The organism is Anaerosolibacter carboniphilus (assembly GCF_014205875.1).
Taxonomy (GTDB): Bacteria; Bacillota; Clostridia; order Peptostreptococcales; family Thermotaleaceae; genus Anaerosolibacter; species Anaerosolibacter carboniphilus.
The window spans coordinates 437,145-462,542 of record NZ_JACHEN010000001.1; the positions used below are offsets into that span (position 1 = coordinate 437,145).

Annotated in this window: 24 protein-coding genes; 18 read left to right on the forward strand and 6 right to left on the reverse strand. The window is 38.2% G+C overall.

All coding sequences use genetic code 11. The features are described from left to right. Positions 1-177: 177 nt before the first annotated feature. A complete protein-coding gene (locus tag HNQ80_RS01945) occupies positions 178-1,593 on the reverse strand; it encodes a PQQ-dependent sugar dehydrogenase (RefSeq protein WP_184307590.1) in 1,416 nt (471 codons plus the stop codon). 189 nt (positions 1,594-1,782) lie between these two features. Further along, on the reverse strand, positions 1,783-2,283 hold the full coding sequence (locus HNQ80_RS01950; protein ID WP_184307592.1) for a hypothetical protein: 501 nt from the start codon (positions 2,281-2,283) through the stop codon (positions 1,783-1,785). A 217-nt stretch (positions 2,284-2,500) separates the two neighbouring features. Here HNQ80_RS01950 and HNQ80_RS01955 point away from each other — a divergent pair, with 217 nt between their 5' ends. The 3 genes from HNQ80_RS01955 to HNQ80_RS01965 all read left to right on the forward strand — a co-directional run bounded on the left by HNQ80_RS01955 (position 2,501) and on the right by HNQ80_RS01965 (position 6,514). Beyond that, positions 2,501-3,049: a helix-turn-helix domain-containing protein gene (locus HNQ80_RS01955; protein WP_184307594.1), complete on the forward strand. Its 549-nt coding sequence runs from the start codon at positions 2,501-2,503 to the stop codon at positions 3,047-3,049. A 114-nt stretch (positions 3,050-3,163) separates the two neighbouring features. Further along, positions 3,164-5,533, forward strand: coding sequence for a glycyl radical protein (locus HNQ80_RS01960; RefSeq protein ID WP_184307596.1), 2,370 nt, complete (start codon positions 3,164-3,166; stop codon positions 5,531-5,533). A 75-nt stretch (positions 5,534-5,608) separates the two neighbouring features. Next, positions 5,609-6,514: a glycyl-radical enzyme activating protein gene (locus HNQ80_RS01965; RefSeq protein ID WP_184307598.1), complete on the forward strand. Its 906-nt coding sequence runs from the start codon at positions 5,609-5,611 to the stop codon at positions 6,512-6,514. Positions 6,515-6,773: 259 nt separating this feature from the next. Here the strand turns inward: HNQ80_RS01965 and HNQ80_RS01970 are convergent, their stop codons facing one another. Both HNQ80_RS01970 and HNQ80_RS01975 read right to left on the reverse strand, forming a co-directional pair. After that, positions 6,774-7,205 (reverse strand): GerW family sporulation protein, encoded by a 432-nt coding sequence (locus HNQ80_RS01970; RefSeq protein WP_243182894.1) that lies wholly within the window; start codon positions 7,203-7,205, stop codon positions 6,774-6,776. A gap of 37 nt (positions 7,206-7,242) precedes the next feature. Beyond that, a complete protein-coding gene (locus HNQ80_RS01975) occupies positions 7,243-7,722 on the reverse strand; it encodes a hypothetical protein (RefSeq protein ID WP_184307600.1) in 480 nt (159 codons plus the stop codon). A 719-nt stretch (positions 7,723-8,441) separates the two neighbouring features. Between HNQ80_RS01975 and HNQ80_RS01980 the strand changes: the two genes are divergently transcribed. The 5 genes from HNQ80_RS01980 (at position 8,442) to HNQ80_RS25545 (ending at position 13,430) form a co-directional block, all read left to right on the forward strand. After that, complete coding sequence (locus tag HNQ80_RS01980; protein ID WP_184307602.1) at positions 8,442-8,753, forward strand: MarR family transcriptional regulator; 312 nt, start codon at positions 8,442-8,444, stop codon at positions 8,751-8,753. A 65-nt stretch (positions 8,754-8,818) separates the two neighbouring features. Next, complete coding sequence (locus tag HNQ80_RS01985) at positions 8,819-9,658, forward strand: (Fe-S)-binding protein (RefSeq protein WP_184307604.1); 840 nt, start codon at positions 8,819-8,821, stop codon at positions 9,656-9,658. Positions 9,659-9,870: 212 nt separating this feature from the next. Then, positions 9,871-11,925: a HelD family protein gene (locus HNQ80_RS01990; RefSeq protein WP_184307606.1), complete on the forward strand. Its 2,055-nt coding sequence runs from the start codon at positions 9,871-9,873 to the stop codon at positions 11,923-11,925. Between the two features lie 411 nt (positions 11,926-12,336). After that, the gene (locus HNQ80_RS01995; protein ID WP_184307608.1) at positions 12,337-13,239 is read left to right on the forward strand and encodes an SDR family oxidoreductase; all 903 of its coding nucleotides are present in this window, start codon (positions 12,337-12,339) and stop codon (positions 13,237-13,239) included. Between the two features lie 53 nt (positions 13,240-13,292). After that, on the forward strand, positions 13,293-13,430 hold the full coding sequence (locus HNQ80_RS25545) for a hypothetical protein (RefSeq protein ID WP_207726812.1): 138 nt from the start codon (positions 13,293-13,295) through the stop codon (positions 13,428-13,430). 217 nt (positions 13,431-13,647) lie between these two features. Here the strand turns inward: HNQ80_RS25545 and HNQ80_RS25795 are convergent, their stop codons facing one another. Together HNQ80_RS25795 and HNQ80_RS02005 are read right to left on the reverse strand one after the other, a co-directional pair. Then, positions 13,648-14,136, reverse strand: a complete 489-nt coding sequence (locus HNQ80_RS25795) for a L,D-transpeptidase family protein (protein ID WP_330602721.1) — start codon at positions 14,134-14,136, stop codon at positions 13,648-13,650. A 177-nt stretch (positions 14,137-14,313) separates the two neighbouring features. Beyond that, positions 14,314-14,757, reverse strand: a complete 444-nt coding sequence (locus tag HNQ80_RS02005; protein ID WP_184307612.1) for a MerR family transcriptional regulator — start codon at positions 14,755-14,757, stop codon at positions 14,314-14,316. A gap of 143 nt (positions 14,758-14,900) precedes the next feature. On the opposite strand from HNQ80_RS02005, the gene HNQ80_RS02010 reads away from it, so the two are divergent. The 10 genes from HNQ80_RS02010 to HNQ80_RS02055 all read left to right on the forward strand — a co-directional run bounded on the left by HNQ80_RS02010 (position 14,901) and on the right by HNQ80_RS02055 (position 25,020). Then, a complete protein-coding gene (locus tag HNQ80_RS02010; protein WP_184307614.1) occupies positions 14,901-15,860 on the forward strand; it encodes an alpha/beta hydrolase in 960 nt (319 codons plus the stop codon). Positions 15,861-15,942: 82 nt separating this feature from the next. After that, positions 15,943-16,275, forward strand: a complete 333-nt coding sequence (locus tag HNQ80_RS02015; RefSeq protein ID WP_184307616.1) for a carboxymuconolactone decarboxylase family protein — start codon at positions 15,943-15,945, stop codon at positions 16,273-16,275. A gap of 21 nt (positions 16,276-16,296) precedes the next feature. After that, positions 16,297-16,707, forward strand: a complete 411-nt coding sequence (locus tag HNQ80_RS02020; RefSeq protein WP_184307618.1) for a cupin domain-containing protein — start codon at positions 16,297-16,299, stop codon at positions 16,705-16,707. A gap of 68 nt (positions 16,708-16,775) precedes the next feature. Further along, entirely contained in the window at positions 16,776-17,801 is a 1,026-nt protein-coding gene (locus tag HNQ80_RS02025; protein WP_184307620.1) for a DUF362 domain-containing protein, read from the forward strand. 81 nt (positions 17,802-17,882) lie between these two features. Continuing rightward, entirely contained in the window at positions 17,883-18,878 is a 996-nt protein-coding gene (locus HNQ80_RS02030) for a D-alanyl-D-alanine carboxypeptidase family protein (protein ID WP_184307622.1), read from the forward strand. Between the two features lie 186 nt (positions 18,879-19,064). Next, entirely contained in the window at positions 19,065-19,946 is an 882-nt protein-coding gene (locus HNQ80_RS02035; RefSeq protein WP_184307624.1) for a carbohydrate ABC transporter permease, read from the forward strand. Positions 19,947-19,953: 7 nt separating this feature from the next. After that, positions 19,954-20,850 (forward strand): carbohydrate ABC transporter permease, encoded by an 897-nt coding sequence (locus tag HNQ80_RS02040; RefSeq protein ID WP_184307626.1) that lies wholly within the window; start codon positions 19,954-19,956, stop codon positions 20,848-20,850. Positions 20,851-20,916: 66 nt separating this feature from the next. Beyond that, positions 20,917-22,188, forward strand: coding sequence for an efflux RND transporter periplasmic adaptor subunit (locus HNQ80_RS02045; RefSeq protein WP_184307687.1), 1,272 nt, complete (start codon positions 20,917-20,919; stop codon positions 22,186-22,188). 11 nt (positions 22,189-22,199) lie between these two features. Further along, positions 22,200-23,597 carry an ABC transporter permease gene (locus HNQ80_RS02050; protein WP_184307628.1) on the forward strand — a complete coding sequence of 466 codons (1,398 nt, stop codon included), beginning with the start codon at positions 22,200-22,202 and terminating at the stop codon, positions 23,595-23,597. A 13-nt stretch (positions 23,598-23,610) separates the two neighbouring features. After that, positions 23,611-25,020 (forward strand): ABC transporter substrate-binding protein, encoded by a 1,410-nt coding sequence (locus HNQ80_RS02055; RefSeq protein ID WP_243182896.1) that lies wholly within the window; start codon positions 23,611-23,613, stop codon positions 25,018-25,020. Positions 25,021-25,398 lie beyond the last annotated feature (378 nt).

Below are 25,398 nucleotides of genomic sequence, written 5' to 3' on the forward strand. Positions count from 1 at the left end.
GAGGACAAGCAACATATTATCCTTTGGGATGAAATCAAGGTGTTCGGTTTCTAAATTCTCGGAAAAATAAACAAACGAGGGAGCATGATTGCTCTCTCTTGTTTGTTTTATATTTCTATTCAATAAATTTCATGTTAAGGTTTTATATGATCGTAAGTCGAATTTTATAGTTATGAATCATGGAACAATTTCAAAAACAGTACCTTGGTTAAAATCAGTAACATTCATAGAGCCATAAACCCCTAAATATAGTCTGGTTTGATCCAGATTCGTTCCCAAACTAACATAAAAAGCTGATTGAGATCCAAAATTATAGTTGGTTTCAATAACACTAAAATCACTTAGTTTACAATCTGTTCTTACCTTGGTATAAGCTAAAACTCCTCTAACTGGAGGTTGAGATTCTTCATCCCGGGCAAGATCGATAAACACAACACTTCCCCTTAAATCGGGGATTCTATTCCCCATATATGGCTGGACTCCTGTAAGTGCAGTTCCTCCAAACTTATCGGGTCGGGGATCTTTATGAAAATAACTAGTTAGAGGCTGAAGACGCCGCACTGAAGTTTTTACTGCTTCATTGTAATAAGCAATTGTTTTCTCATCCAAAGTCGGATTTGCAGAGCAGTCCCTTATATTCGAAGCAGGAAAAGCACCCTCCCACCCTCGCCAGCCAAGATTAATAAATCCTTCTTGCTCAGGCTCAGAATTCATTAAAGAAGCTTGAATAAGCTGAGTAACCTGTATTGGTTTATAATGAACGAATGAAAAAATCGACTCTACCAGATCCTGTCCGACATTTCCCACATATTTGATATACCGATCATAAAACCTTTGAAATGAAATACCAGGTATATTGCGAACCCCTTTGGCAATTACCGTAAGCGTTTCCTGAATGGGTGCGGGAAGTTCATTGAAACGTGTGATTACGGGTGGATTATTGATAAAGGTGTTCTTAACTACATCAATTTCAATTATTTTACCAGCGATCTCCATATCATCCTGGCTTAAATTAAATGGATCATAGCCCGATCCACCATCTCCGGTTGTTAAAACAAGTTTTCTTGTTTCAGGTGAAAAGTTTAAGCTATTGACACCATTATGGTTAAAGAATGGTCTTCTTAAATTAAGTAATGTCCGCCGTTTTTGAGGTTGACCATTCGATTGTAAAATCCATTCTTCAACTGTATCAATATGATCATATTGAATTTCTCTATTTATCCACTTTAGGTTTAAGGTTTGGGGGTCACACGGGTTAGGCTTAAAAGATTCAGGAAGAGCACCTGGACCTTGTGTTCCAGCTACTGAATAATGGAGATAAAACAGGCCGTTGTAATAAAATTCGGGATGAAACGCTAGCCCGAGCAATCCCCGTTCATCATATCCACCACCAGAAATACCTAGTTTTATGATTTGCGGGCGAATATCTAAGAAAGTCTCTATAACTCCATTTCCTATGTAAAAGATCTCACCTACCTGGGTTGCAATAAATAATCTTTCGATTGAATCACCCGGAAGTATAGTTGTTTTCAAAACAGTGGGTAAATTTATCTTACTCACAATGGGGCGTAAACTAACTTTAACTTTTATCAACAACTTCCTCCTCCCTTCTCATTGTTTTCTTTTATAAGAATATGATTAGAACTGTTCTATTAGTACCAAATTGGGGTCTGAGAATCTGATGAGGCATTGCACCATTTTCCTCGTAATTATTGTGCTAAATATTATATTAGAGTATGATAAGCAAGAATGGACATGTACACTATGTCTATTCTTATTTATTTAAACAAATGGATAATGTTTATTGAGGAAATTAAACGTTAAATCTGCAATATAGAGGTATATAAAACAATAGAAGATGGAGAATATGATCAGAATACTAATTTGAATTAAAAGGGTTCCTGGAATGGAGATTAAAAGTACTGGAATACCTATGATAAAATTCATGATACTGAGAGTAGAAGCTAAGATAAATCCAGCTCTAATAGAAATGCATCGCCTGACTTTGGAATAACAACTTAATGTTCCTAAAGAAAGGCCTACAGGCCCATTGGTAAATAGAAAAAATAAACCTTCGTGGCTATTAAAGGATAGAATTAAGATGCCTGCAACAATAAATCCGATAAAACCAGTCCTTGGGTTAATTTTAGCAAGAATGAAGATTGGTAATGCACTCAATATAGTAGCTAAAATAAATATTTCTCCTAAAATTACTGGAATTAATTGAAAGACAATACTAATACTAACTAGAAAACCCCCGAGGGTTATATGTCTTATATTCAAATCCAGCACCTCCTAATTAGTTTCACTAATATATTATGCTGTAGGATAGTTTGATGGAAATAAATTTTAAAACGGAAATTGCAGTTAAAATTAGACATAAATCTAATTAACATTGACACGAAATTATTGGGGTGATATTCTAAAATCAAGATATGTTATAACGGTTATTGTACAATATAACAAGTATAAATAAAAATGTTAGAAAGGCTGATATAAATTGAATGACCCAACAACAAATATAGGTTCTGTATTGAAAAGAGTTCGATTTGAAAGAGGATTAACATTAGAAGATACATCTAATTTAACAGGAGTAAGTAAAGCTATGCTAGGTCAAATCGAAAGAGGTGAATCAAATCCTACAATATCGATATTATGGAAGGTTTCTACAGGCTTACGAATTTCATTTTCCGAGTTATTAGGCAGTGAAACCAATGATTACCAAGCTATATCAATAAATGATATAGAGCCGATATATGAATCAGATGGAAAAATGATATTATATAATGTATTTCCTTTCAACCCGATGTCGGGATTTGAATATTTTTATATTAAATTAATTCCTGGAGTCAAGCATGTTTCTACACCACATCAAAACTCAACGGAAGAATATATTGTGGTAACCAAAGGTACGCTGGTACTGACAGTAGAAGACCAAACCTTTGAACTTACTGCACCATCAGCGTTAAAATTCAAATCAAATAAGAATCACACCTATAGCAATCCATACGATACCGAGGTGATATTTCAAAATATCGTCAAATATTAGAATACACCTAGTGTATTGTGAAAATACACGATGGATTCATTTTCTTAGGATGGACGTTATAACATACGAAGTATGTTATAACATAAACAATCCAAAATGGAGGGGGAGATATTTATGGTTACGGAAAGGATTGAATCCTCAAGACAGAATTATATCCATGCAAAACCGGCAATTTCCTACGGAAGAGCGAGAATTTGGACAGAATCCCACAAGAAAACAGAAGGTGAAGCAGTTGCTATCAGGAGAGCCAAGGCATTTAGAGATACTTGCGAACAGATCGATGCTACGATTTTTGAAGGGGAGCTTATTGTTGGTGCCATTGGCGAATTTAGAAAATGTGGTATCTTAACCCCTGAGTTCTCATGGACCTGGGTAGATAGGGAGATGGATCATTTTGATAAAAGGGTTCAAGATCCCTATGTTATGACCGATGAACAAAGGACATTTGTTAGGGAGAATATATTCCCATATTGGAAAGGAAAATCTTTAGAAGAGGCATTTTTAGCACAACTGCCCAAAGAAACTGCAAAAGTTGTAGTGGATACCGGCTTTGTTGATAATGATTCGAAATGGAGACAAGCCGTTGGTGAGATAACACCGGATTATCAGGATGTTCTGTTCAAAAAAGGCTTTGGAGGTATCATTCGAGAGGCTAAAGAGAATATTTCCAAGCTTTCTCTTACTTCAGCAGAAGATATGAAAAAGAAAGATTTTTATCATTCAATGATCATTACCTCTGAAGGAATTATTATCCTTGCCAATAGATATGCTGCAAAGGCTAGGGAAATGGCAACTGTGGAAAATGATGAAACAAGAAAGAATGAGCTCTTAAAAATAGCTGAGATATGCAGTAAGATACCGGAAAATCCTCCAACTACATTTTACGAAGCCATCCAATTTGTTTGGTTTACACAAGTAGGTGGAATCATATCGGAAAATCCCCTGGCCCTCAATATCGGTAGATTTGATCAATTTATGCATCCCTACTATAAATCTGATATAGACAAGGGAATCATGACAAAGGATCAAATTCAAGAGCTTATTGAAGCGCTTTGGATAAAGCTATCGGAGTGGGTTTGGACAATTTCTGCAAATACTGCTGAATTTTTTGCTGGATACAATCAGTTTCAAAATCTGACGATTGGCGGTAAAACAAGGGAAGGAAAAGATGCCACCAATGATCTTTCCTATATGTGCTTAAAAGCCACCGAAAGAATAAAAACTCACCAACCAGGGCTAAGTGTTAGAATTCATCAAGATTGCCCCGGTAGTTTTTTAGATGCGGTTACCCATCTGGTAAGTAAAGGTACCGGATTTCCGGCAATTCATAATGATACCGCAGGCTACCAAATGCTTATAAATGCAGGTTATGAGCCGGAAGATGCCAGGGACTGGAACAACTGCGGCTGTGTAGTACCCCATTTCCGCAAAACAGGTGAATGGACTTCAGCGGTAAATATCAACTTTACCGCAGCTTTAGAATTTGCACTAAACCAAGGTAAGAGCAGGATTACGGGCGAGAAAATAGGCTTGGATGAAAAGAATCCAATTCACTTTGAATCCTATGAAGATGTTGAAAGTGCTTTCTATAAACAATTTGATAATTTAATAGAACACTCCATTATAGCCACTTTATTGGCGCAAAAACTCCATAAGGAAATGGTTCCAAGGCCATTCTTATCCTCTTGCATAGATGCGTGTATGATCCAAGGCAAAGACTTAGTGGATGCAGGAGCAAAATACAACTTAGGTCCGGTACTTACGGGGATCGGTCTTGCTGTTACATCCAACTCTCTCGCTGCAATCAAGAAACTTGTCTTTGAAGACAAGGTTACGACAATGGAGATGCTGATCAAGGCACTGGATGCAAATTGGGAGGGATACGATGAACTGAGACAATTGGCTCTTGCTGTTCCAAAGTATGGGAATGATATAGACTATGTAGATGACATTGCAATTAAAATGGCAAATCATTATTACAAGGAAGGCCATATGTATAAAGATATCCATGGTAATCCTTTTAACACTGCCTTTATGGGCATTTCCAACTATTTGCCAACAGGCAAAGTGGTTGGGGCAACGCCATGCGGAAGAAAAGCGAAAGAACCATTATCAGAAGGAGTATCACCATTTGCTGGGTCTGACACTTCTACCCCATTGGCAGCCATGCGATCAGCAGCAAAGCTCAATCAAGATGTACATTCCGGTGGAACGCTACTAAACTTGAGATTAAATGAAGATTTAGTAAATACGAAAAGAGGACAGAGCAACCTAGTCTCGATGTTGCAATCCTTCTTTTCCTTGGGAGCATTCCATGTTCAGTTTAATACAATATCTACGGATACATTACGTAAAGCGCAAGATAATCCTGAAGATTATAAAGATCTATTAGTTAGAGTTGCCGGATATAGTACACAATTTGTTAACCTATCTAGGTCCATGCAAGATGCAATTATTGCAAGAACAGCCCACGAAACTTATTAAGATAAGCGCAGAGATATAGCTTCATGAAGCTGTGCCTTCACGCTAACATCTGATTTTAAGATAGGAGGACTTAAGATGAATGGTGTAAGTGGATGTTTTATGGAGCCTCAAAATTTTTCTGTGAATGATGGGGATGGAATCAGGACAATTATTTTTTTCGCCGGGTGTCCTCTTCGCTGTCAATGGTGCGCTAATCCGGAAGGTTGTACAAATTCCAGGAAAGTTGCACACTATGAAAAGACATGCATAAAATGTGGAAGGTGTGCTCAAATATGTCCATATGGAGTAGGTATTAATTTAAATGATCCTTATGAACGAAACCGGTGCACGTCATGTGGATTTTGCGTAAAGGTATGCCCAACGAGTAGTAGAAAAAATTTAATTTATCACTATGATAGTGAAGAAATACTAAGAATAATAGAAAAGCAAAGAATATTTTATAGGTATTCAGGTGGTGGTGTTACCTTCTCTGGCGGTGAAGCAACCCTGCAAGTAGATATGCTGAGGGATCTTGTATATAAACTTTATGATAAAGCTATAGATTTAGCCATTGAAACAGCTGGTTACTTTAATTTTGATGACATAAAAGACATATTAGAAAAATTAAATTTAATATTTATAGACATAAAACATATGGATGACAATAAACATAGATTTTATACGGGGATTGGCAATGAAAAGATATTAAAGAACATATCAAGACTTAATGAATTACAAGTACCTGTGGTAGTCCGAATACCAGTAATTGATGGCGTGAACTCTGATATAGAGAATATTAGAAAAACTGCTGAATTTGTGAAAGCGAATATAGATGTACCAAAATTGGAGCTATTACCCTATCATTTATTTGGTGATAGCAAATATGAAGCACTAGGTTTGGTAAAGCCGTCGAGGCAGTTTAAAACTCCATCGCTGGAATATTTAAAAGAATTATGCAAAATAGTTGAAAATGAAGGTGTTGAGGTAGTAAGTTATAAATAAATTTCTAGATATATTTTTATGGATTATGAGAATGAATAAGCAAATAAAAAATCTACAATTATAGAGCATTCTTCATATTTTTAGAGTTAGTCTATTTAAATTCGGTGCGGTTATGTTTAATTCTTTTTATATACAAAGCAAAATTATAGCATAAGTAAGCATCAAGTTTATAAATTTTAGTGCTAGATACTAAAGTTATATGCAGTTTAACTACTGGAAAACTTTAGTAACTAGCACTTATTGTTAAAAAAATACGGTATTATTGATTTTGTTGTTGTCCCTGCTGCTGTTGACCTTGTTGTTGACCTTGCTGCTGAGCATTTTGACCCATACCCACCATTTGAGGGAGTTTATTCATTAGTTGGTTCATTGCTCCAGAGGTAGTATTTATTGATATAGCGGATATATTACCCTGGTCTACAATCAATACAGCATCAGTAGATATTCTTGCGCCCAATCCTAGAGCATCCATGCCGGTATTTGCAGATCCCTGAGATGCAGTGGTACTGCCTTGAGTAAGCTTGCCTGATGAGTTGCCGCCACCGTATCCAATAGAAACTGAAATAACTGGAATAAGTGTCTTATCTTCTACTGATATAGGTTTTCCAAGAGTGCCTTCCTGTTGAGCAAAGCTTTCAATATTTGAAAACAAAGTACTAACATTTTGTTCCATTGTATTATTTATATCCAAGTTAATTCCTCCCTTAAATTTTATTCTGTATTGTTTTTTATACGAGCTTCAATAAAGAACGGCCAAGATTTAATTTTGCAGTGGCATCTATATTTATAAAATCATCATTAGCTAAAAAACTTGGCCTTTGATATAGGGATTCCAATGCGAAAAATCTTGAAATTATATTAATTCCTCCAAAGATTAAGCCTGTGAAATAAGGATCTTTAAAACCATACTGGGTACTTATATGAATATCAGTAGGATTAATCTTACTAAAAAAATTCCTATTTTGCATGTTTATTTTACTGATTGTCAACTGCCTCTTAAGAATTCTTTTATTAAAGAGATATATACTTAGAATAAAGCTGTCATTTTCTGATGAAACCACTGACTTTAGAACAGGATAAAGCCATAATAACGTCACATTCAAATCTGAAGAAGCAGAATTAAAATGAATAATAATTTTTGAAGCTACGGTGAACAAAAGAACTACAAGAAGCAAGAATGCAATTATTAATATATATAGTAAAACCATGGAAGCTACCTCCATGCTTTATTATGAATATGATGCTTTAATAGTTTAACCAAATTAACTGCTTTTATGGTGTCAAATACTCTCATATTCAGAATGATTTGGAAAAAATTGGTGAAATACATGACGTTTATATGGTTATTTGTATGTGTCTGACATCCTTTTCACCCTTTTTATTTTAACGGAGATATCCCGTGGAAGATGGCATATAATAATACATTGAAAACCATCTTGATAGTTTTGAATATGTCTAGATTATAGGTAGTAAGCTAAACTTTAAGGATTTAAGGGGAGGCGTGAAAGCATTAATGCAGTGAAAAGACGCTGCCCAAGCCGAATTAATTATGAAATGTGAAAACAAATTAATACATATGCTAGAAGCGGATATACTTCGGAGATTATCTAACAAATTATATATAAGACCTTTAATGTTAGAAGAATAAACACCAGACATACCGGATTAATTGTGGTGCGAGGTGTGCAAGCTATTAGATCATTAAAGAAATTCAAATACGTAACGTAATAATCTTTGCACCTGGTACGAATCCTATTTTAGAAAATCACCGATACAAAGAAACGGTAAACAGTACCATGAGTAACGTACAAGTAATGGACGTAAACATAGCCACTTAGATCGCTTATGATTAGGTAATTGACAGAAGTAGAATAGTATAGTATTATCTATATAGTGTATATACACTATAAGTGAGGAAGATGATAGCATGGACAAAAAGATCTATAATAAACAACCTGCGGTGTGCAATTGTCTTAACCTGCGCCGCGCCTCCCAAGCAATTACAGAGGGGTACGATGAATTCCTCAAATTGATAAAGGAACAGGGGTTCATCACAGATATTGCGGCAAAGGGGACCCGAAATCGTCAACTAACACTGACTAATAAAGGGGTAGAAACTTTTGAAAAGGCAGGACAGCTTTGGTCAGAGGCGCAAAACTATATAGAAAAATATTTAGTCAAGGATGATATGAGTACATTGACTATATTACATTCTAAAATTGAGGCACTCGTGCCTTAATATTTTTCTAGAAATAGTGTATATACACTATTTTAAAATATAAAATGATTAATGGAGGTAGTAAAATGAAAGATTTGATAAAAAATGAAATGATAAGATATGTGCTGGAAAGCAAAGAAAACTGGCTAGAAGAAATCAATGATCGTTACTACGATGAACCAATTATAAAATTTGCATCCGCAGATGATCCGCTGTTTGAGGAGTATAAAAAAATAATTGGCAGTGATCATTTAACTCCTGGAGAAGCCTTCGAAATGGCTTTTGGAAAAGATAGCTATCATGGAGGAACAGTTATAAGTGTTGTACTACCTATAAACGAGAAGATTAGAAAAAGCAATGCTGCACAAACGGAATGGGCATCAAAAGAATGGGCGTTGCTTCGTGTCTTTGGAGATGAGGTATTTAAAAAGGGATTCATTAAATATATAGAGAATTTTTTAAATCAAAAGGGGCACCGAACTTTAGCGCCATCAGATGCTGAATGGTTTAAGCTTTATAGCACAAGTTTAGGTCCAGCTTCAAATTGGTCCGAGCGTCATATAGCGTATGCAGCTGGACTTGGAACTTTCGGAATAAATGATGGTTTTATTACTGAAAAAGGAATAGCAATAAGATTAGTCTCATTCGTAACTGATTTAAAACTAAGTGTAGATATTAGAGAAGCTAAAAATCATACAGAAAATTGCTTACTTTACAGTAAAGGGATTTGTGGAGCTTGCATGAAAAGATGCCCAGTAGGTGCAATATCTAAGGATGGACACGATAAGATAAAATGCTATAAATATGTTTATGGTGAGGAATCAAGAAGATTAGCAGAATCATATGGCGGAAGTGCAAAGGTGGCATCAGGATGTGGTTTATGTCAAACCAAGGTACCCTGTGAATGTAAAAATCCAATTTCATAATGGGAGGGTGGTATCTATACAATACATGCAAATAAGCTCCACGCAACCTTTACCGAAGAAGGAAAGCCCCTATACATAATGGTAAAAATTAACACTATGTATAGGGGCGTACTATATCAATAGAATATAATAAAGCAAAGAAAAAGTCTAGTACTTTTTTAAAGAAAGCATTATAATTATCTTTGATTTGACAAGGGAGGTGTAAATCAACGTTGAATAGGACAGAGAAAGACGAAAGACAGTATCTCCATGAGATATTGAAAAAATTGAAAGCAGCATACCAGTCCATTGACCAAAAGATATCCGGTTATGCCAATGAGATTCAAGAAACGAAGAAATATATCTGGGAAAACAATGCGCAGCTGGATCTTGCTGAAAAAGCGGCGAATCGCATTGCTGTCCATGAACTCATTGATTTCGGAGAAAAAGCCATTGTGCAAAAACAAAAAATCGCTAAATTGATAAATTCTCCATATTTTGGAAGAATTGATTTTCGTGAGAATGGTGAAATACAAGAAACGCCTTTTTATATTGGAATGCATTCCTTCGAAGATGAAAGTGATAAAGAGGTGCTGATCTATGACTGGCGTGCACCGATTTCCAGCATGTTTTACGATTTTGAAATGGGCAATGCCTATTATACGGCACCCATCGGAAGGATTTGCGGCGATATTTGTTTGAAAAGACAATACAAGATTAAAGATAGTCACATGGAATACATGCTGGAAAGCGCACTGAATATAGGAGACGATGTTTTACAAAAGGAGCTTAGCCGTACTTCTGATGAGAAGATGAAGAACATTGTGGCTACGATACAAAGAGAACAAAACAGTATTATCCGAAATGAAAGATCGGAGATCTTAATTATTCAGGGGGTGGCTGGTTCCGGAAAGACGTCCATCGCGCTGCACAGGGTTGCATTTTTGTTATACCGTTTCAAAGAGCAGCTGACCTCTAAAGATATCTTGATCATTTCGCCCAATAAAGTCTTCTCTGATTATATTTCAAACGTCCTGCCAGAGCTTGGCGAAGAAGAAATCATAGAAATGGACATGGAGGAAATTGCATCGAATGAGATGGTAGGAAGGCTGGATTTTCAATCCTTCAGTCAGCAAGTCGCGGACCTGATGCGTTCAGAGGATAGTAGAGTTATTGAGCGAATAAGGTACAAAGCTGCTTTGGATTTTGTAAGAGATCTTGATTTGTATCTAGAGAAGGCAGACACTGAATACTTTTCTCCCACGGATATTTGCATTGAAGGTATTAACGTATCAAAAGAGTACTTGATGCAAAGCTATACAGCCCTAAAAAGAATGCCTGTCAAAAAACGGCTGGAGAAAATGGCCCAGGATATTATCGAAAAAAGAAAAACAGAGAGTGGTAAAAAAATTAAGTCGCCAATCGCAAAAAAAGTTAAGACCGCTGTTTTAAAAATGTACAAATTCAAGGATACACTTTCGTTATACAAAAATTTCTATCATCATATTGGAAAGCCGGAATTATTCCAGTTGATACAGAAAGATACGCTTGAGTATGCAGATGTATTCCCTTATATGTATACGAAGATGTTTTTCGAAGGAATGGATACAGGCTTTGAGCATGTAAAGCATTTGCTGGTGGATGAAATGCAAGACTATACGCCTATACAATACGCGGTGATCAAGAAGCTATTTCACTGCAAAATGACGATTTTAGGTGACAGCTTCCAATCGGTTAATCCTCACAGTGCGTCCTCCCTTGAGGTTCTAAAAAATGTATTTGGGGATGCCGAATGCATGGAACTACGCAAAAGCTACCGCTCAACGATTGAAATCACAAATTTCGCACAAAAAATCAAGAGCAACAGCAAGCTGGTTCCAATTGAACGATATGGTGAGGAACCTACAATAAGGAATTGTGCAACTTCAGAGGGTCAATCGGAAGAGATCAGGCATTTGATTAGTGATTATGTAAAATCAAGTTACAATTCGCTAGGGATTCTATGCAAAACCCAGGAGCAGGCAGTGGAGATCTACCAACAAGTCAAAGATAAATACAACGATGTTTATTTATTGGATTTTGGCAGCACTGAGCTTAAGGACGGAATAACTATTACAACGGCCCATATGGCCAAGGGGCTGGAGTTTGACCAAGTGATAGTACCCTCCGTTTGTTCTGACATCTATCATACGGATTTAGATAGAAGCATGTTGTATGTTGCCTGTACCCGAGCTATGCATCGATTGGATTTGACTTATTGTGGAGAATTGACGCACTTCCTATGTTAAAGTACAATCAGCTGTTTGCAAAACAGAAGCCCCTCACTACTGGCAAATCGTTGTAGGAGAGGGGCTAAAGTGTATGTTAGTTGCCAGTCTGTCAACCAGTCAGTTTATCAGAGGGGCAAATGTTAGAGGACAACACACATTAGTCAAAACGGGATCTTATCATTTGCTGCCGTCACGCAGAACCTTACCATAAGTAACTGCAGCTTTCGTTCGTATGTCAGAGCCTTTAAACCATTGATCATATATAGGGCAAGAATAAATCAAATGAATCCCCCCAATATATTTTTGTATTGTTATATATTATGCAGTTGAAAATGTTTGAGTCCCAGTTCTTGTATTTCCAGGGGATACAGGCACTTATCGGAATTGTGTGAATATCCTGTAGTTGAATAGAAAAAAGGAGGGTTCATGATGATTCCTATGTATCCCTATTTTAACAAAGAGGTACGTTGTAAGGAGGTGCCAATTACTTTTCCACCACAGCATCAGCCAATACAACCCGGGCTAGAGTATTTAATGTGCCCGATACCGATATCAGATAATCCTGAGTACAAGGGAAGCGGTAAATTGAAGGGAAAAATTTCTGTCATCACTGGGGGTGACAGTGGCATCGGACGTGCAGTTTCAATCGGCTTCGCTAAAGAAGGAGCTGATATGGCTATTACGTACATGCCTCACGAACGCTTGGATGCTGAAGCGACCAAGGAAATGGTTGAGTCTTACGGACAACGCATTCTGCTGATAGAAGGAGATTTGAGACAACCTGAGTTTTCTAAGGAAGTTGTAAGAAGAACGCTGGAATGTTACGGGGCGCTTGATATACTTGTTTTAAACCAAGGTGTTCAGTTTCCACAAGAAAGCATATTGAACATATCTGATGAACAGTTAGAGGATACGTACGCAACTAACATTTTCCCACATTTCTACATGACGAAGGCTGCGCTTCCCCATCTTAAGCCGGGAAGTTCCATTATATCAACGGCATCCGTAACCGCCTATGCAGGTGCCCCTTTGCTTGTCGATTATTCCTCGACAAAAGGTGCGATTGTATCATTCACTCGTTCTTTGTCGCTGCAATTGGCAAGAAGAGGTATCAGGGTCAATGCCGTGGCGCCAGGGCCGATTTGGACTCCACTTATTGTATCCAGTTACTCTGCCGAATATGTGAAAACGTTTGGTCTGGAAACTCCGATGAAACGTGCCGGGCAGCCCTTTGAGCTTGCACCAACTTACATTTATTTGGCATCAGATGATTCCTCGTTTGTAACTGGACAGGTGCTGCATGTTAATGGTGGCATTATGACAGAAACCTAAGTAATCAAATAATTGATAGAAGGTTGATATTAAAAACCGCCATCGCACAAGATATGTATGTATATACAAATAGGGACGGATATATATTTAACATCTATGGATTGGATAGTGAAGATTTTAAGCAAAGAAGACATGGGGATGTTTCGTTTGCCGTGCTGCTAGGCTTAAGTTATTCTAGAGTCAAAGGATAAGATTCTTATTAACTCGTATTATTTATATAAAAACTGCAGTTGCAGCGGTATGGTGAATCTTACCATAAACAATGATAATTTAATAATATTTTGGAAATGATCTCCCTATGGTTAATAGTGAAAAGCAGAGACTATTTTATGGAAACTTAAATATTAAGAGGCAGATCTATGACGATAGATAACGTATTGTTTATCTAATAAAAAGAAGAAGGGCAAGTTAATACAAGCTTGCCCTTCTTCTTTTAAATTTCGATCTAGGAATCAAAAGTTTTTGACACACATAAATCATATTTGGATCAGTGATGTTGTTTTCCCTTAGAAGGGCATCATAATTTACACCTAACTTTTGAGAAATGCTAAACAAAGTATCTCCAGCTTGAACCACATAGTAGCGATCTGTGGTTTGTGAACTTACAACGTTAACCTCTGTGCCGATGGGTACAAGGCTGTAAACATAATTTGCGTCTTGATTGTGCATACGGATGCAGCCGTTAGAAACAGCTTTTCCAATGGAGGCGGGGTTGTTGGTGTCGTGGATGCCATAGCCCTTATAGAAGCGCATCCAACGGGTGCCGAATACGCCACCAGGATTAGGTGCTTTTTCTGTGATTTTGAAGGTTCCTGTTGGGCTGGGTGTGCTCGGTTTACCGAACGACCCGATACTCAGTAAAAGTATGGGTGATTGCCAAAAGGAAATATGATCGATTTAGAATTATATGTGGTCAACTATGCCACAGGGCAAAGTTATCTATTACGAGAGTTGAGTTCAAGTCGGGTGTTGAGATAGATGTAGAGATATAATTTTGAGATAAAAAGCACCCTGTAATTTCTCGACTTTGAAGTTTACAGAGTACTTTTTATATAAGAATTATTATCAATGGTCCTATTTTTCATTTATAAACTTATGGTATTCTTTGGGGATTTTTTCTATCTGTACATTATTAGGATTGTGAATTGCACAGGTTCCTGCTTCTTTTGCGGTTTCATAATACCAGCATTTATAATTTAGCATATCAAGCATTTCCTGTAATTCTTTTATCTGCTCGATGACTGAGTCTCTTTGTGATTTCATGATGGAAAGACGCTCTTCGATTGTGGAATCACCCTCAATGCAGCAATCCATGAAATGTTTAATGTCTTTTATGGGCATTCCAGTTTTTTTAAGACATTCAATTGTCCTCAATCCAGACATATCTTCATCTTTAAACATACGAATGCCGCCGCTAGAGCGTTCCACAAATGGAAGCAAACCTTCTTTATCATAGTACCTTAATGTTGATGCAGCAATATTGAGCTTTTTTGCCACTTCACCGACTGTATAGATCATAATTTCTCCTCCAAGATCAGGTTTTAAAAAATATTTTTGTAAAAAGCTCTTGACTTAAAGTTAACTTTAAGTTGTAGAATTAAGTTGAACAAGTTGGTTATAGTTTAACATGATCAAAGTAAAAATTCAATGGAGTGATTAAGATGATCAATAATAATCAAAAAACTTTTGCCATCAGTGAGAATGTGACAGTCGAAAAGGTTTCATTTAAGAACAGATATGGAATAACTGTTTCGGCTGATTTGTATCTGTCTAAGGAGTTGGATATATCTAAAAAATATCCTGCGCTTATTGTTGGCACGCCTTATGGTGGAGTTAAGGAACAGGGTGCTGGAATTTACGCACAAGAGATGGCACAGCGAGGCTTTGTAAGTATTGCATTTGATGAATCCTATAACGGAGAAAGTGGTGGGAGACCAAGACATGTTTCATCGCCAGATATCTTTGTTGAGGATTTCAGTGCAGCGGTGGACTATGCAGGAACTCGTCCATTTGTAGATAGAAGTAAAATTGGGGTTATTGGTATTTGTGGAAGTGGAGGTTTTGCTTGTACTGCTGCTCAGGTTGACAGGCGAATCAAAGCTGTTGCTACCGTGAGCATGTACGATATGAGTAGAGTGATGCGCTACGGATGGAAAGATAGCATGACCGACGAAGAGCGCAACCAAATGCTGGACCACCTTGGTGAGCAGCGTTGGAAAGATTTTGTAAACGAAAATCCAGAATTAACTCCAGCTTTTCCTAGTGAGCCTGCTGATAAGATACCTGAAGGATTAGACCCTATTGCAAGTGAGTTTTTTGGATATTATGCAATGAAGCGTGGGTTTCATCCGAATTCAATAGGTGCATTTACGATAACAAGTGCTATGTCCTTTATGAATTTCCCTTTAATGAACTATATCAAATCAATCTCCCCTAGACCGATTTTGTTTATCATTGGCGAACATGCACATTCTAGATATTTTAGTGAAGATGCATACGAAATGACTGCTGAACCCAAAGAGCTGTATGTGGTTCCTAATGCTGGACATGTAGATCTTTATGATAGAACAGATTTAATTCCATTTGATAGATTAGAATCATTTTTTGCAGAAAATATGTAAATGAATATTGCCCTTACGTTGATAGAACAATATTAAATTTATGAAATGGAAAGCAATTTAGGAATTGGAGGAAAGATTAGCGATGAAAAAGCAGATGGCAGGAAGGGATGCTCTTGGATCGTTTGCGACAAAATTTGCCGAACTAAATGATGATGTACTTTTTGGAGAGGTTTGGTCGCGAGAGGACAAATTACCATTAAGAGATCGGAGCATTATTACTGTAACAGCTCTCATGGCAAAAGGGATATTTGATAATTCCCTAAAATATCATATTGCCAATGCAAAGAATAATGGTGTTAGCGCTGAAGAAATGGCAGAAATCATCACCCATCTTGCGTTCTATGCAGGATGGCCTAATGCATGGGCAGCGTTTTCTATGGCGAAAGAAGTATACGCTGAGCAATTAACAGAATAATAATGGAAGGAGCTCTATCATATGGAAAGAAACGAACTAGAAAAGGTATCTGACTTTGCATTAGGTGAGGAAAATGTAGCGTTTGCATCATATTTTATTGGAAAGAGTTACTTGAGCCTCTTAAATGATAAGGAAGTAGGTATTTTTAATGTTACCTTTGAACCAGGCTGCCGTAATAATTGGCATATTCATCATGGCTGTGGGCAGATTCTGATCTGTGTGGGTGGGCATGGCTGGTATCAAGAGGCTGGAAAAGAAGCACAGCTTTTGAAAAGTGGTGATGTAGTATACATCGCACCGGAGATTAAACATTGGCATGGTGCAGTGAGTGATGAAGCATTTGCACATCTGTTATTATCCATTCCGAAGGAAGGTGCAAGTAATGAATGGTGTGAACCGATAACGGATGAAGAATATAGTAAGTTAAAATAAGAAAGTGTAGACCTGGTTTATATATTGCAATTTTGGTAGAGAAAATTTATAAAAGAAGGTGTTTTAACTTGAGTAAAGTATATTTTATTAAAAATTCAGAATCAGATTATAATATGCTTGGAAAAGATGCTTTGGAACTTTTGAAAAAAATAGTATCAGAAACCGGGCATAGATTTGAAAAAGAAGTACCTATAAAGGTTCATTTTGGTGAAAAAGGAAATAAAACCTTTATACCTGCAAATTGCTATGATGAAACCATAAATTATCTGAAAGAAAAGGGAGTATCTCCAGCTTATATCGAGACCAATGTACTGTATAGGGGCTCAAGGACTACCACAGAACTTCATATTGAAACGGCAAAGGCTCATGGCTTCACACGGATTCCGATTATAATAGCAGATGGAGACATTGGAACAGAGTATGATGAAATAGAAATAAATAAAGACTATATCAACAAATGTAAAATAGGTAAGGGATATGGGTCATTCAAACAATTTATTGTTATGAGCCATTTCAAAGGACACATAGCAGCTGGATTTGGTGGGGCTCTAAAACAGCTTGCTATGGGTTTTGCTGCTAGAAGTGGAAAGCTAGAGCAGCATTCTGGGATATCTCCTGTAGTAGATGCTGAAAAATGTATATCCTGTGGTATTTGTGTGAATAAATGCAACTATAGTGCCATCCAAACTCCAGATACTGCAGTAATTGATGAGAGTAAATGTATTGGCTGTGCGGGATGTATTGCGGTTTGTCCTAAAGGTGCAATTGAAAACACCTGGGGAGGCTCCCATTTCCTTGAGAAACTTTCTGAGTATGCCTATGGAGCATCAAAAGATAAGGATATCATATACATTACCTTCGTTCACAACATTACCGAAGAGTGTGACTGTGCTGGTATACCTATGAAACCAATTGTAGGTAATATCGGTATTCTTGCAGGAAAAGACCCCGTTGCCTTGGATACGGCATGCCTGGACTTGGTTCAGAAAAACAGCGGGAAAAAACTTTTTGAAGAAGGAAGACCATCACTGATACATGCAGAAAAAATAGGATTGGGAACAATGGAGTATCAAATTGTTGAGATCGATAAGTAAATCTTAAGATTTCGATAAGGTAAAATTAAAAAACAACTCCTTCTTTTGTGGTTAAATAGACTATGAAAAGGAGTTGTTTTTATGTGTCGAAAAAGAAGAAGAAAAATTAATTACGGTAGGATATGTATTTTGATTTTGATTACAATGTTTCTGATGACTACAGCCTATAAAATGGTCTTTAATTTTTTACCCTTTGTCAAGGACAAGCTGGCTGAAGACAGTAGAAGTCCGTTATCGAACTCAGAATCCAAAAACATCATACCTCCAGATCAGGAACAGATTAGTCTATACGATTCAAAGGAGGAACTGCATAGTCCATATGCAATGCTGATTCGCCTGAAGGATCAGAAAGTGGTTTTCGAAACTAGAAGTGAAGAAAGAATCTATCCGGCCTCCCTTACGAAAATCATGACTGCCATAGTAGCCATTGAAAATATTGCTGATCTGCAAGAGTCAATTATCCTTCAAGAAAAGATATTTCCCGACTTATACAAAGCGAATGCTTCTATGGCCGGATTTTTACCTGGTGAGGAAGTCTCTGCAGTTGATCTGCTATATGGAACACTACTGCCTTCTGGCGCAGATGCTTCCATGGGACTTGCCCTTCGAGTCTCTGGATCAGAAAATGAATTTGTAAAACTGATGAACAAGAAAGCAAAAAAACTTAGGCTGGATGATACTCATTTTACGAACGTATCAGGTCTTCACGATGATAATCATTATACGACGGTAAAAGATATGGCGGTGCTACTTGCGTATGCGCTGAAAAATGAAACATTCCGTCAGATTTTTACCTCTGCATGCTATTCTACCGCCAGCACAAATTTGCACTCCAGTGGCATTACTTTTACCAGCACGTTATCAAAAAAAATAGATACCTATGAATTCGATGGGGGGAAAGTGCTCGGTGGCAAGACGGGATATACCGATAAAGCTGGACTCTGTTTAGCTAGCCTGACTGAAAAAAATGGGACTGAATACATTCTGGTTACCGCAGGTGCAGAAGGCAATCCTTATACGGAACAGTTTCACATTATGGACGCATTCACGGTATATACAAAGTATCTAAAAAGATAAGGGGTTCATAAGGAAATCTTAAGATAACCTTAAGTGATTATTTAAACAAAGACTGCCTTGATTAAGTAAACTGATAGTATAAACTCATAAAATGACTATCTGAATAGTCGTAATAGAAAGCTTCATATGGTTGATTAAAGTAAGGCATATGACTTAGAAGTGAATTATACCGCAGGAGGATGGAGGATGTCAGCATTATTAAAGATAGGAAAAAAATATAATAACAAAACAGCACTATTTTTTCTTGCACCAAGTCTTATCGGGTTTTTGATCTTTTTCTTTGTACCCTTTGTAGGCGGGTTATATTATTCATTCGTAGACAGTCCGGTGGGTGGCAGCTTCGTTGGGCTGGCAAACTATATCGATCTCTTGAGGAATGCTGTTTTTTTAAAGGCCGGATATAACACCATGGTTTTTACAGCAATTGCAGTTCCTCTCAATATTCTGTTCTCTCTTGGGCTTGCTCTGCTGCTTAACAGGAGGATTTACGGCAGGAATATTATACGTATGGGTTTTATCATACCCCTGGTGGTTCCGGTGGCATCGGTAGTTCTGGTATGGCAGATATTGTTTGATATTAACGGCTCCATAAATGCCCTTATTTCTTCCTTGGGCTTATCGCCAATAGACTGGATGAAGACTGAATATGCAAGGCTTGTAGTCGTAATAGTCTATTTGTGGAAGAACACCGGGTATAATATGGTACTGTTTCTCGCAGGCCTTCAAAATATACCGCTGGAATATTACGAAGCGGCTGACATCGATGGAGCGAGCAATTGGCACAAGTTTACAAATATCACACTGGTTTATCTGACACCTACTACATTTTTCGTATTCGTAATGTCTATAATCAATTCATTCAAGGTGTTCAGGGAGATATATCTGATTTCCGGGGCATATCCTCATGACAGCATTTACATGTTGCAGCATTATATGAATAACAAATTTGCATCCCTGGATTACCAGATGCTGACATCAGCTGCATTTATCATGGCTGTTGTCATTTACATACTTGTACTGTTCTTATTCAGAATTCAGAAAAGAATCAGCAGTACGATAGGAGGTTGATAAAGTTATGCAGGCTACTAAGCAAATAAAGAGAAAACTTGGAAAGGCAGTACTATCAGTTGTATTGCTTGCTATAGCTGTAGTATTCCTTTTTCCTCTGGTACTGACGGTTACCAATTCTTTTATGAGCGAGCAGGAGATAGAGAACAGCTACAGTATGGTAACTTCAAGCAATCCGGATAAGCGGGACAGTATCTTATCCGGCAAGTATGCCAATGTAAAGCTGATACCCGACATTGTAACTTTGTCACAGTACTATACGGCTCTCATTAAAAGGACACAGTTCCTTATCAAGTTCTGGAACTCATTGATAATAGTGGTTCCTATAATATTAGGGCAGATATTGGTTTCATCCATGGCTGCATATGCATTTGCGAAGCTGGAGTTCATTTTTCGCGACAAGTTGTTTTTTACATATATCATTATTTTGATGATGCCCTTCCAGGTGACCTTGGTCCCCAATTATATCGTTGCTGATAAACTCGGACTTTTGGGAAGTTATTGGTCAATTATACTTCCCGGAATATTCGGCACCTTCGGTGTATTTTTAATGAGACAGTTTATGATGTACATTCCGGATGCATATGTAGAATCGGCGAAAGTAGATGGAGCCAGCCAATTAAGGATATTCTTCAGTATAATTCTGCCAATGTCGAAAACGGGACTCGCGGCACTTGCAATACTGGTTTTCATAGACAACTGGAATATGGTGGAGCAGCCGCTTATTTTCCTGCAGAATGTGAATATGCATCCACTGTCAACTTATTTGTCAAGCATCAATAGCGGCGAAATGGGGATAGCCTTTGCTGCATCTGCCATATATATGCTGCCGATGCTGTTGATTTTCCTATATGGGGAGAATTATCTGGTTCAAGGGATCCAGCTTTCAGGACTTAAAGGCTGATAACGCAGCTACTTATGGCATAAAAGTAAAGATTATTGAAATTGGAATTGGAGGTAGGCATTGAGTATGAGCGCAGTAGATGATGCGAATATCAAGAGAAGAAAGATAACAGGAAGGGCAACGGTTATATTTATTGCAGTAATGCTTACCTTAACCTTTTTCTCAAGAACCATAAACAACTTCACACTGCCGAAGATAACATATGAAACACCTGCAAGCGGGGCACTGATCAAGGAGGTTACAGGTACCGGCAATGTAAAGGCAAATACTACCCAGGACCTGTATGTAAGCAACAGCATGAAGGTGACAGGAGTTATGGTCGATGTAGGAGACTCTGTAAAACAGGGGCAGACGCTTCTGACCCTTGATACAAGCGATATAGAAAATCAATTGGAGGATGAGCTGGATAAGTATGCTCAGAAAAAGCTGCATCTTGAAGAACTCATGGAAGCCGGTTCGCCGGAAAGCATGATGAGTCTGGATAAAGCGGTTCAAATTGCACGGCAGAATGTAGAAAAGGCCCAGAAAAACTACGACAGCAGCATAGTTCTTTATGAAGCAGGTGCTATAACTGCAATGAATCTGACTGATGCAGAAGCGAACCTTGATAATGCCAAGCTGGACTATGAGATAGCAAAAAATAATAAGGATAAAGCAATAAGCAGTAATAAAAGAGATATAGAAAGCACGAAGCTTGATATAAGTATGGCGGAGCGGAAAATAACCGAGTTTACCAAAGAAATGAACATGAGCACAGTAACGGCCCCCTGCGATGGGGTGGTCACCGAGCTGCATTATTCAGCGGGTATGACGGCAAATGCTTCCCAACCGCTATACAGAATTGCGGACACCGGTGGGGGATTCCAATTTGTAGCCACTGTAAATATAAGCGCTGCAGAATACCTTGAACCGGGTGATGAAGCCAAAATATCGATAAATTCTTTAAATGATACAACCATGCAAGGAAGAGTGAGTCAGATCACCGATAATCAGCAGCAGATTGGAGTAAAAAAGGATATAGTAATAGATATTCCATCGGATGGGTTAATAGGAGGAGAGGTCGGTACCGCTGATATCAAAAAGAGCATCGGTTCCTATAATGTCCTTGTACCTAATTCCGCAGTGGGGCAGGACAATAAAGGATACTTCGTATATGTACTTAAGGAAAGGGAAGGTCCCCTTGGAAAAGAGTTTTATGTAGAAAAGGTGTCTGTCAGCATCGGTGACTCAGACAATGCAAAGACTGCAATTCTGAGCGGTATAAATACTATGGACAAGGTGGTCTCAGACAGTGATAAGCCATTAGATGACGGCTCGCCCGTTATGATTGCCAATTAGGAGCTGGTATGATGAAAAGACGAAAAGCTGTATGGGTTCTGACATTTTTCGGAATTTTGCTGATGCTTTCATTTATTATATTGGGTGGAGCATTGGTTGAGCAGTGTGCTCGGTTAAACGGCATTTATTCCATGCAAAAGGTGCTGGTATCTGGTAAAAACCAGGCAGACCTACAGGGAAAGAATTCTTTTTCCATTGATGATATAAAAAGACTTAAGAAAGAGCTTTCAACAAAGTATATCAGTTATACTGCACGATCCAGTCTTGTTGACCCTTCGGTATCCAGTGGCAGTATGGTTTTTCCTTTCAGGCTGATCGGTACTGATTATATGTATCCGATGTTTAGTGGTCTGTCTTTGGAAGAAGGAAGCTTTATTACACAAAAACAGGAAGAAGAGGGGGCAATGGTTGCTATAATCGATGAGGAGCTGGCCTGGGATGTTTTTAGAACAAAGAATGCTACTGGCAAGATTATTGATATATTCGGTGCAGCCTTCAGAATCATAGGAGTTATGGAGAAGGAGGATTCAATCATAGGAAAATTGACGGATGACGGCCTGCCAGAGGTATACATACCTGCTTCGGTAATGTTGGAGCTTGATACTACGGCACGTATTACCGATCTTCAAATAAAAACAGCCGATGCCAATACCCTGGATCAGAATACCACCGATGTTTCGGCTGCAATCAGGCAAATAGGCAAGGATCCTTCAAGCTACAATATCAGTGACTATAACCTTAAGCTTGCATTAATGAAGCAGAAACCGCTTTTGCTGGTATTTATTCTGGGAATTGCATCGATGCTCATATTGCTGTCACATGTAAAAAACTTAATCAAAGAGATATATTTTCTAATCAGAGATAGGTGTAAGACGGATTATTTTTCAAATGTAATTAAACACAATCTGAAGGGAATAGGGTTCCGCATCCTTGAAATGGCACTTTCACTAACGGGAATTGTGCTCATCTGGATAGGGATCAGATTCACACTTTATATTCCACCGCAGAATATTCCGGATGAGTTGATAAATATTTCTTACTATTCGGATCTGATCAAAGCTGCTATTCAAGAAGGCATACAAAACAGGGGCTATGTAGCACCCCAGGCCGAGCTGATTGTTAATGCCTCCGATATGCTCCTGAACCTGTTTTTCTGCATTTCCTTCATTCTGGGATTCCTGCTTTTTTATGAAGGGCTCCGGGAGCTTAAGGAATTGAATATGAATTCCAGCAAGCTTATACCTGTATTAGGTTTGTTGTTCATTCTTTCAATGGGAATTCTGACTGCGGCAGCTTTCTTGTCAGGCTTGCCGTATGGAACGGATGTAAAGGGTGTCTTAGTAGCATGGGCATTTATATATGTAAATTTTATAATAACAAGAAAGGAAAGTGGTGTTAAAAATGTATAAAAAAATTATAAGTTTGTTATTGGTAATAATTTTTGCAATGGGCTTATCTGCTTGTGGGAGGGCAACTGAAAAGGTTTCTCAGGAGAACGGAGACGATACAGTTCAAGATCAAAAAGTAATTACTGTATCAGTTCCTGCGGCCAATAGACAGCTTGAAATGGCAGCAAGCAAGTTCCAGAAGGAGCACCCTGAGTATAAATTAGATATTCAGACATATCCAAACAGTGATTATGAAACCTATGTGAAAAACCTGAATACGCAGATACTGTCAGGCAATGGGCCCGACATCATATCCGTTGCCGGGTTGCCCTTTGAGAACTATATTGATAGGAATATACTGGCTGATATAGGTGAGCTGATAGCTAAAGACAGCAGCTTTGATATGAGTAAATATTACACCAATGTCTTCGATGCAATGAAAACCAACGGCAGCCTGTATGTTCTACCCACGAGCTTTACCTTCAATGTTATGATGGCAAACCAGGAGATACTTGACCAGGAAGCAATAAAAATTGATGACGGTCACTGGACATGGAATGATTTCAAATCAGCCTCGGAGAAAGTGACTCAGAAGGACGGAGCCGGTGCGGGTAACCGGGCGGCATTACCGGGCGTAAGCTCTATGGATATGCTGAAACTCTTTACCAGCGGCAGCTACAGAAATTACATTGACGCTGATAACAAGAATGCCAGCTTTGCTTCCGAGGGCTTCATAGACCTGCTGAATACAGTGAAGGCTTTTGGTGATGAAAAGCTTGTCAACAGCAATGTACAAACAGATACGGTTTCGATATTGGATGCTGCGGGCAGAGGATCGATAGTCTTCTATCCATGCAGCATCGATGATTATTTTACGTACTGGTTTATGAAATCTGCACTTAATGACCATTTAAGCCTTTACAATATTCCTTCTGCAGGCAATTCCGGTTTGAGGACCTTTACGACAAATTCGCTTTATGCCATAAACAAGAATTCCAAACATACAGAAATAGCCTGGGAATTTTTGAAGGTGCTTTTGTCCGATGAAATCCAATCACAGGCATTGCGGGAAGAGGGGTCGCAAGGGAAACCTGGAGCATCAGGTGGTGAAGACAATGTATCTGTTGGTGGTTTCCCAATAAACAGAACTGCACAGCAGCAGAAAGCAAAGCTGGCTATAGATACATCAAAAGGCATGAAAATGAAAATAAGGTTGAAGTTGGAGGGCCCCGGCGAAATTTCATTAAACCCGGCAGCCATGACTCAAGCGGATATTGACTATATAGACAAGTTTATCTCAGAGTTGAATACTTATGCCAATGCAGATCCGAATATCGACAATATCATTCGGGATGAAGCAAAAGCGTTCTTCAACGGGGATAAATCAGCGGAAGTAACTGCAGAACTGATACAGAGAAGGGTAAATACCTATCTTGGAGAATAGGTAAGCCTGCGGTATAATGTAATAACAAAAACAAATGGGAGTGTCGCAAAAGTAGATAAATGCGACGCAACAATAACGGTTGGACAGGGTCGTCCAACCCTACAAATCACAGAAAATCATGTTTTATGTAGGGAACGACAGCCCCATCGTTCCGAAAAAGATAGTGATTCAAAAACCGCGAAACGACAGAGAGCGCCGATCCCTATGAGATACTGTACACATTGGTAGGGGCGATTCATGAATCGCCCACAGACCCTAGATACCACTCCAACTGTTATCATGGGTAGACCAGCTAACTGCTGTCAAGAAAAAAATTTACTAATGTGTTCTCAAAATAATGATCATGTGAAATGACCCTTAGTTTTCTACGAATGTTCT

Bases quoted from the DNA above. Each gene is read 5' to 3' on its own strand.
- HNQ80_RS01960 (WP_184307596.1), top strand. From the start codon at position 3,164: ATGGTTACGGAAAGGATTGAATCCTCAAGACAGAATTATATCCATGCA.
- HNQ80_RS01965 (WP_184307598.1), top strand. From the start codon at position 5,609: ATGAATGGTGTAAGTGGATGTTTTATGGAGCCTCAAAATTTTTCTGTG.
- HNQ80_RS01975 (WP_184307600.1), bottom strand. From the start codon at position 7,722: ATGGTTTTACTATATATATTAATAATTGCATTCTTGCTTCTTGTAGTT.
- HNQ80_RS01980 (WP_184307602.1), top strand. From the start codon at position 8,442: ATGGACAAAAAGATCTATAATAAACAACCTGCGGTGTGCAATTGTCTT.
- HNQ80_RS01985 (WP_184307604.1), top strand. From the start codon at position 8,819: ATGAAAGATTTGATAAAAAATGAAATGATAAGATATGTGCTGGAAAGC.
- HNQ80_RS01995 (WP_184307608.1), top strand. From the start codon at position 12,337: ATGATTCCTATGTATCCCTATTTTAACAAAGAGGTACGTTGTAAGGAG.
- HNQ80_RS25545 (WP_207726812.1), top strand. From the start codon at position 13,293: ATGTATGTATATACAAATAGGGACGGATATATATTTAACATCTATGGA.
- HNQ80_RS02005 (WP_184307612.1), bottom strand. From the start codon at position 14,757: ATGATCTATACAGTCGGTGAAGTGGCAAAAAAGCTCAATATTGCTGCA.
- HNQ80_RS02010 (WP_184307614.1), top strand. From the start codon at position 14,901: ATGATCAATAATAATCAAAAAACTTTTGCCATCAGTGAGAATGTGACA.
- HNQ80_RS02015 (WP_184307616.1), top strand. From the start codon at position 15,943: ATGAAAAAGCAGATGGCAGGAAGGGATGCTCTTGGATCGTTTGCGACA.
- HNQ80_RS02020 (WP_184307618.1), top strand. From the start codon at position 16,297: ATGGAAAGAAACGAACTAGAAAAGGTATCTGACTTTGCATTAGGTGAG.
- HNQ80_RS02030 (WP_184307622.1), top strand. From the start codon at position 17,883: ATGTGTCGAAAAAGAAGAAGAAAAATTAATTACGGTAGGATATGTATT.
- HNQ80_RS02035 (WP_184307624.1), top strand. From the start codon at position 19,065: ATGTCAGCATTATTAAAGATAGGAAAAAAATATAATAACAAAACAGCA.
- HNQ80_RS02040 (WP_184307626.1), top strand. From the start codon at position 19,954: ATGCAGGCTACTAAGCAAATAAAGAGAAAACTTGGAAAGGCAGTACTA.
- HNQ80_RS02045 (WP_184307687.1), top strand. From the start codon at position 20,917: ATGAGCGCAGTAGATGATGCGAATATCAAGAGAAGAAAGATAACAGGA.
- HNQ80_RS02050 (WP_184307628.1), top strand. From the start codon at position 22,200: ATGAAAAGACGAAAAGCTGTATGGGTTCTGACATTTTTCGGAATTTTG.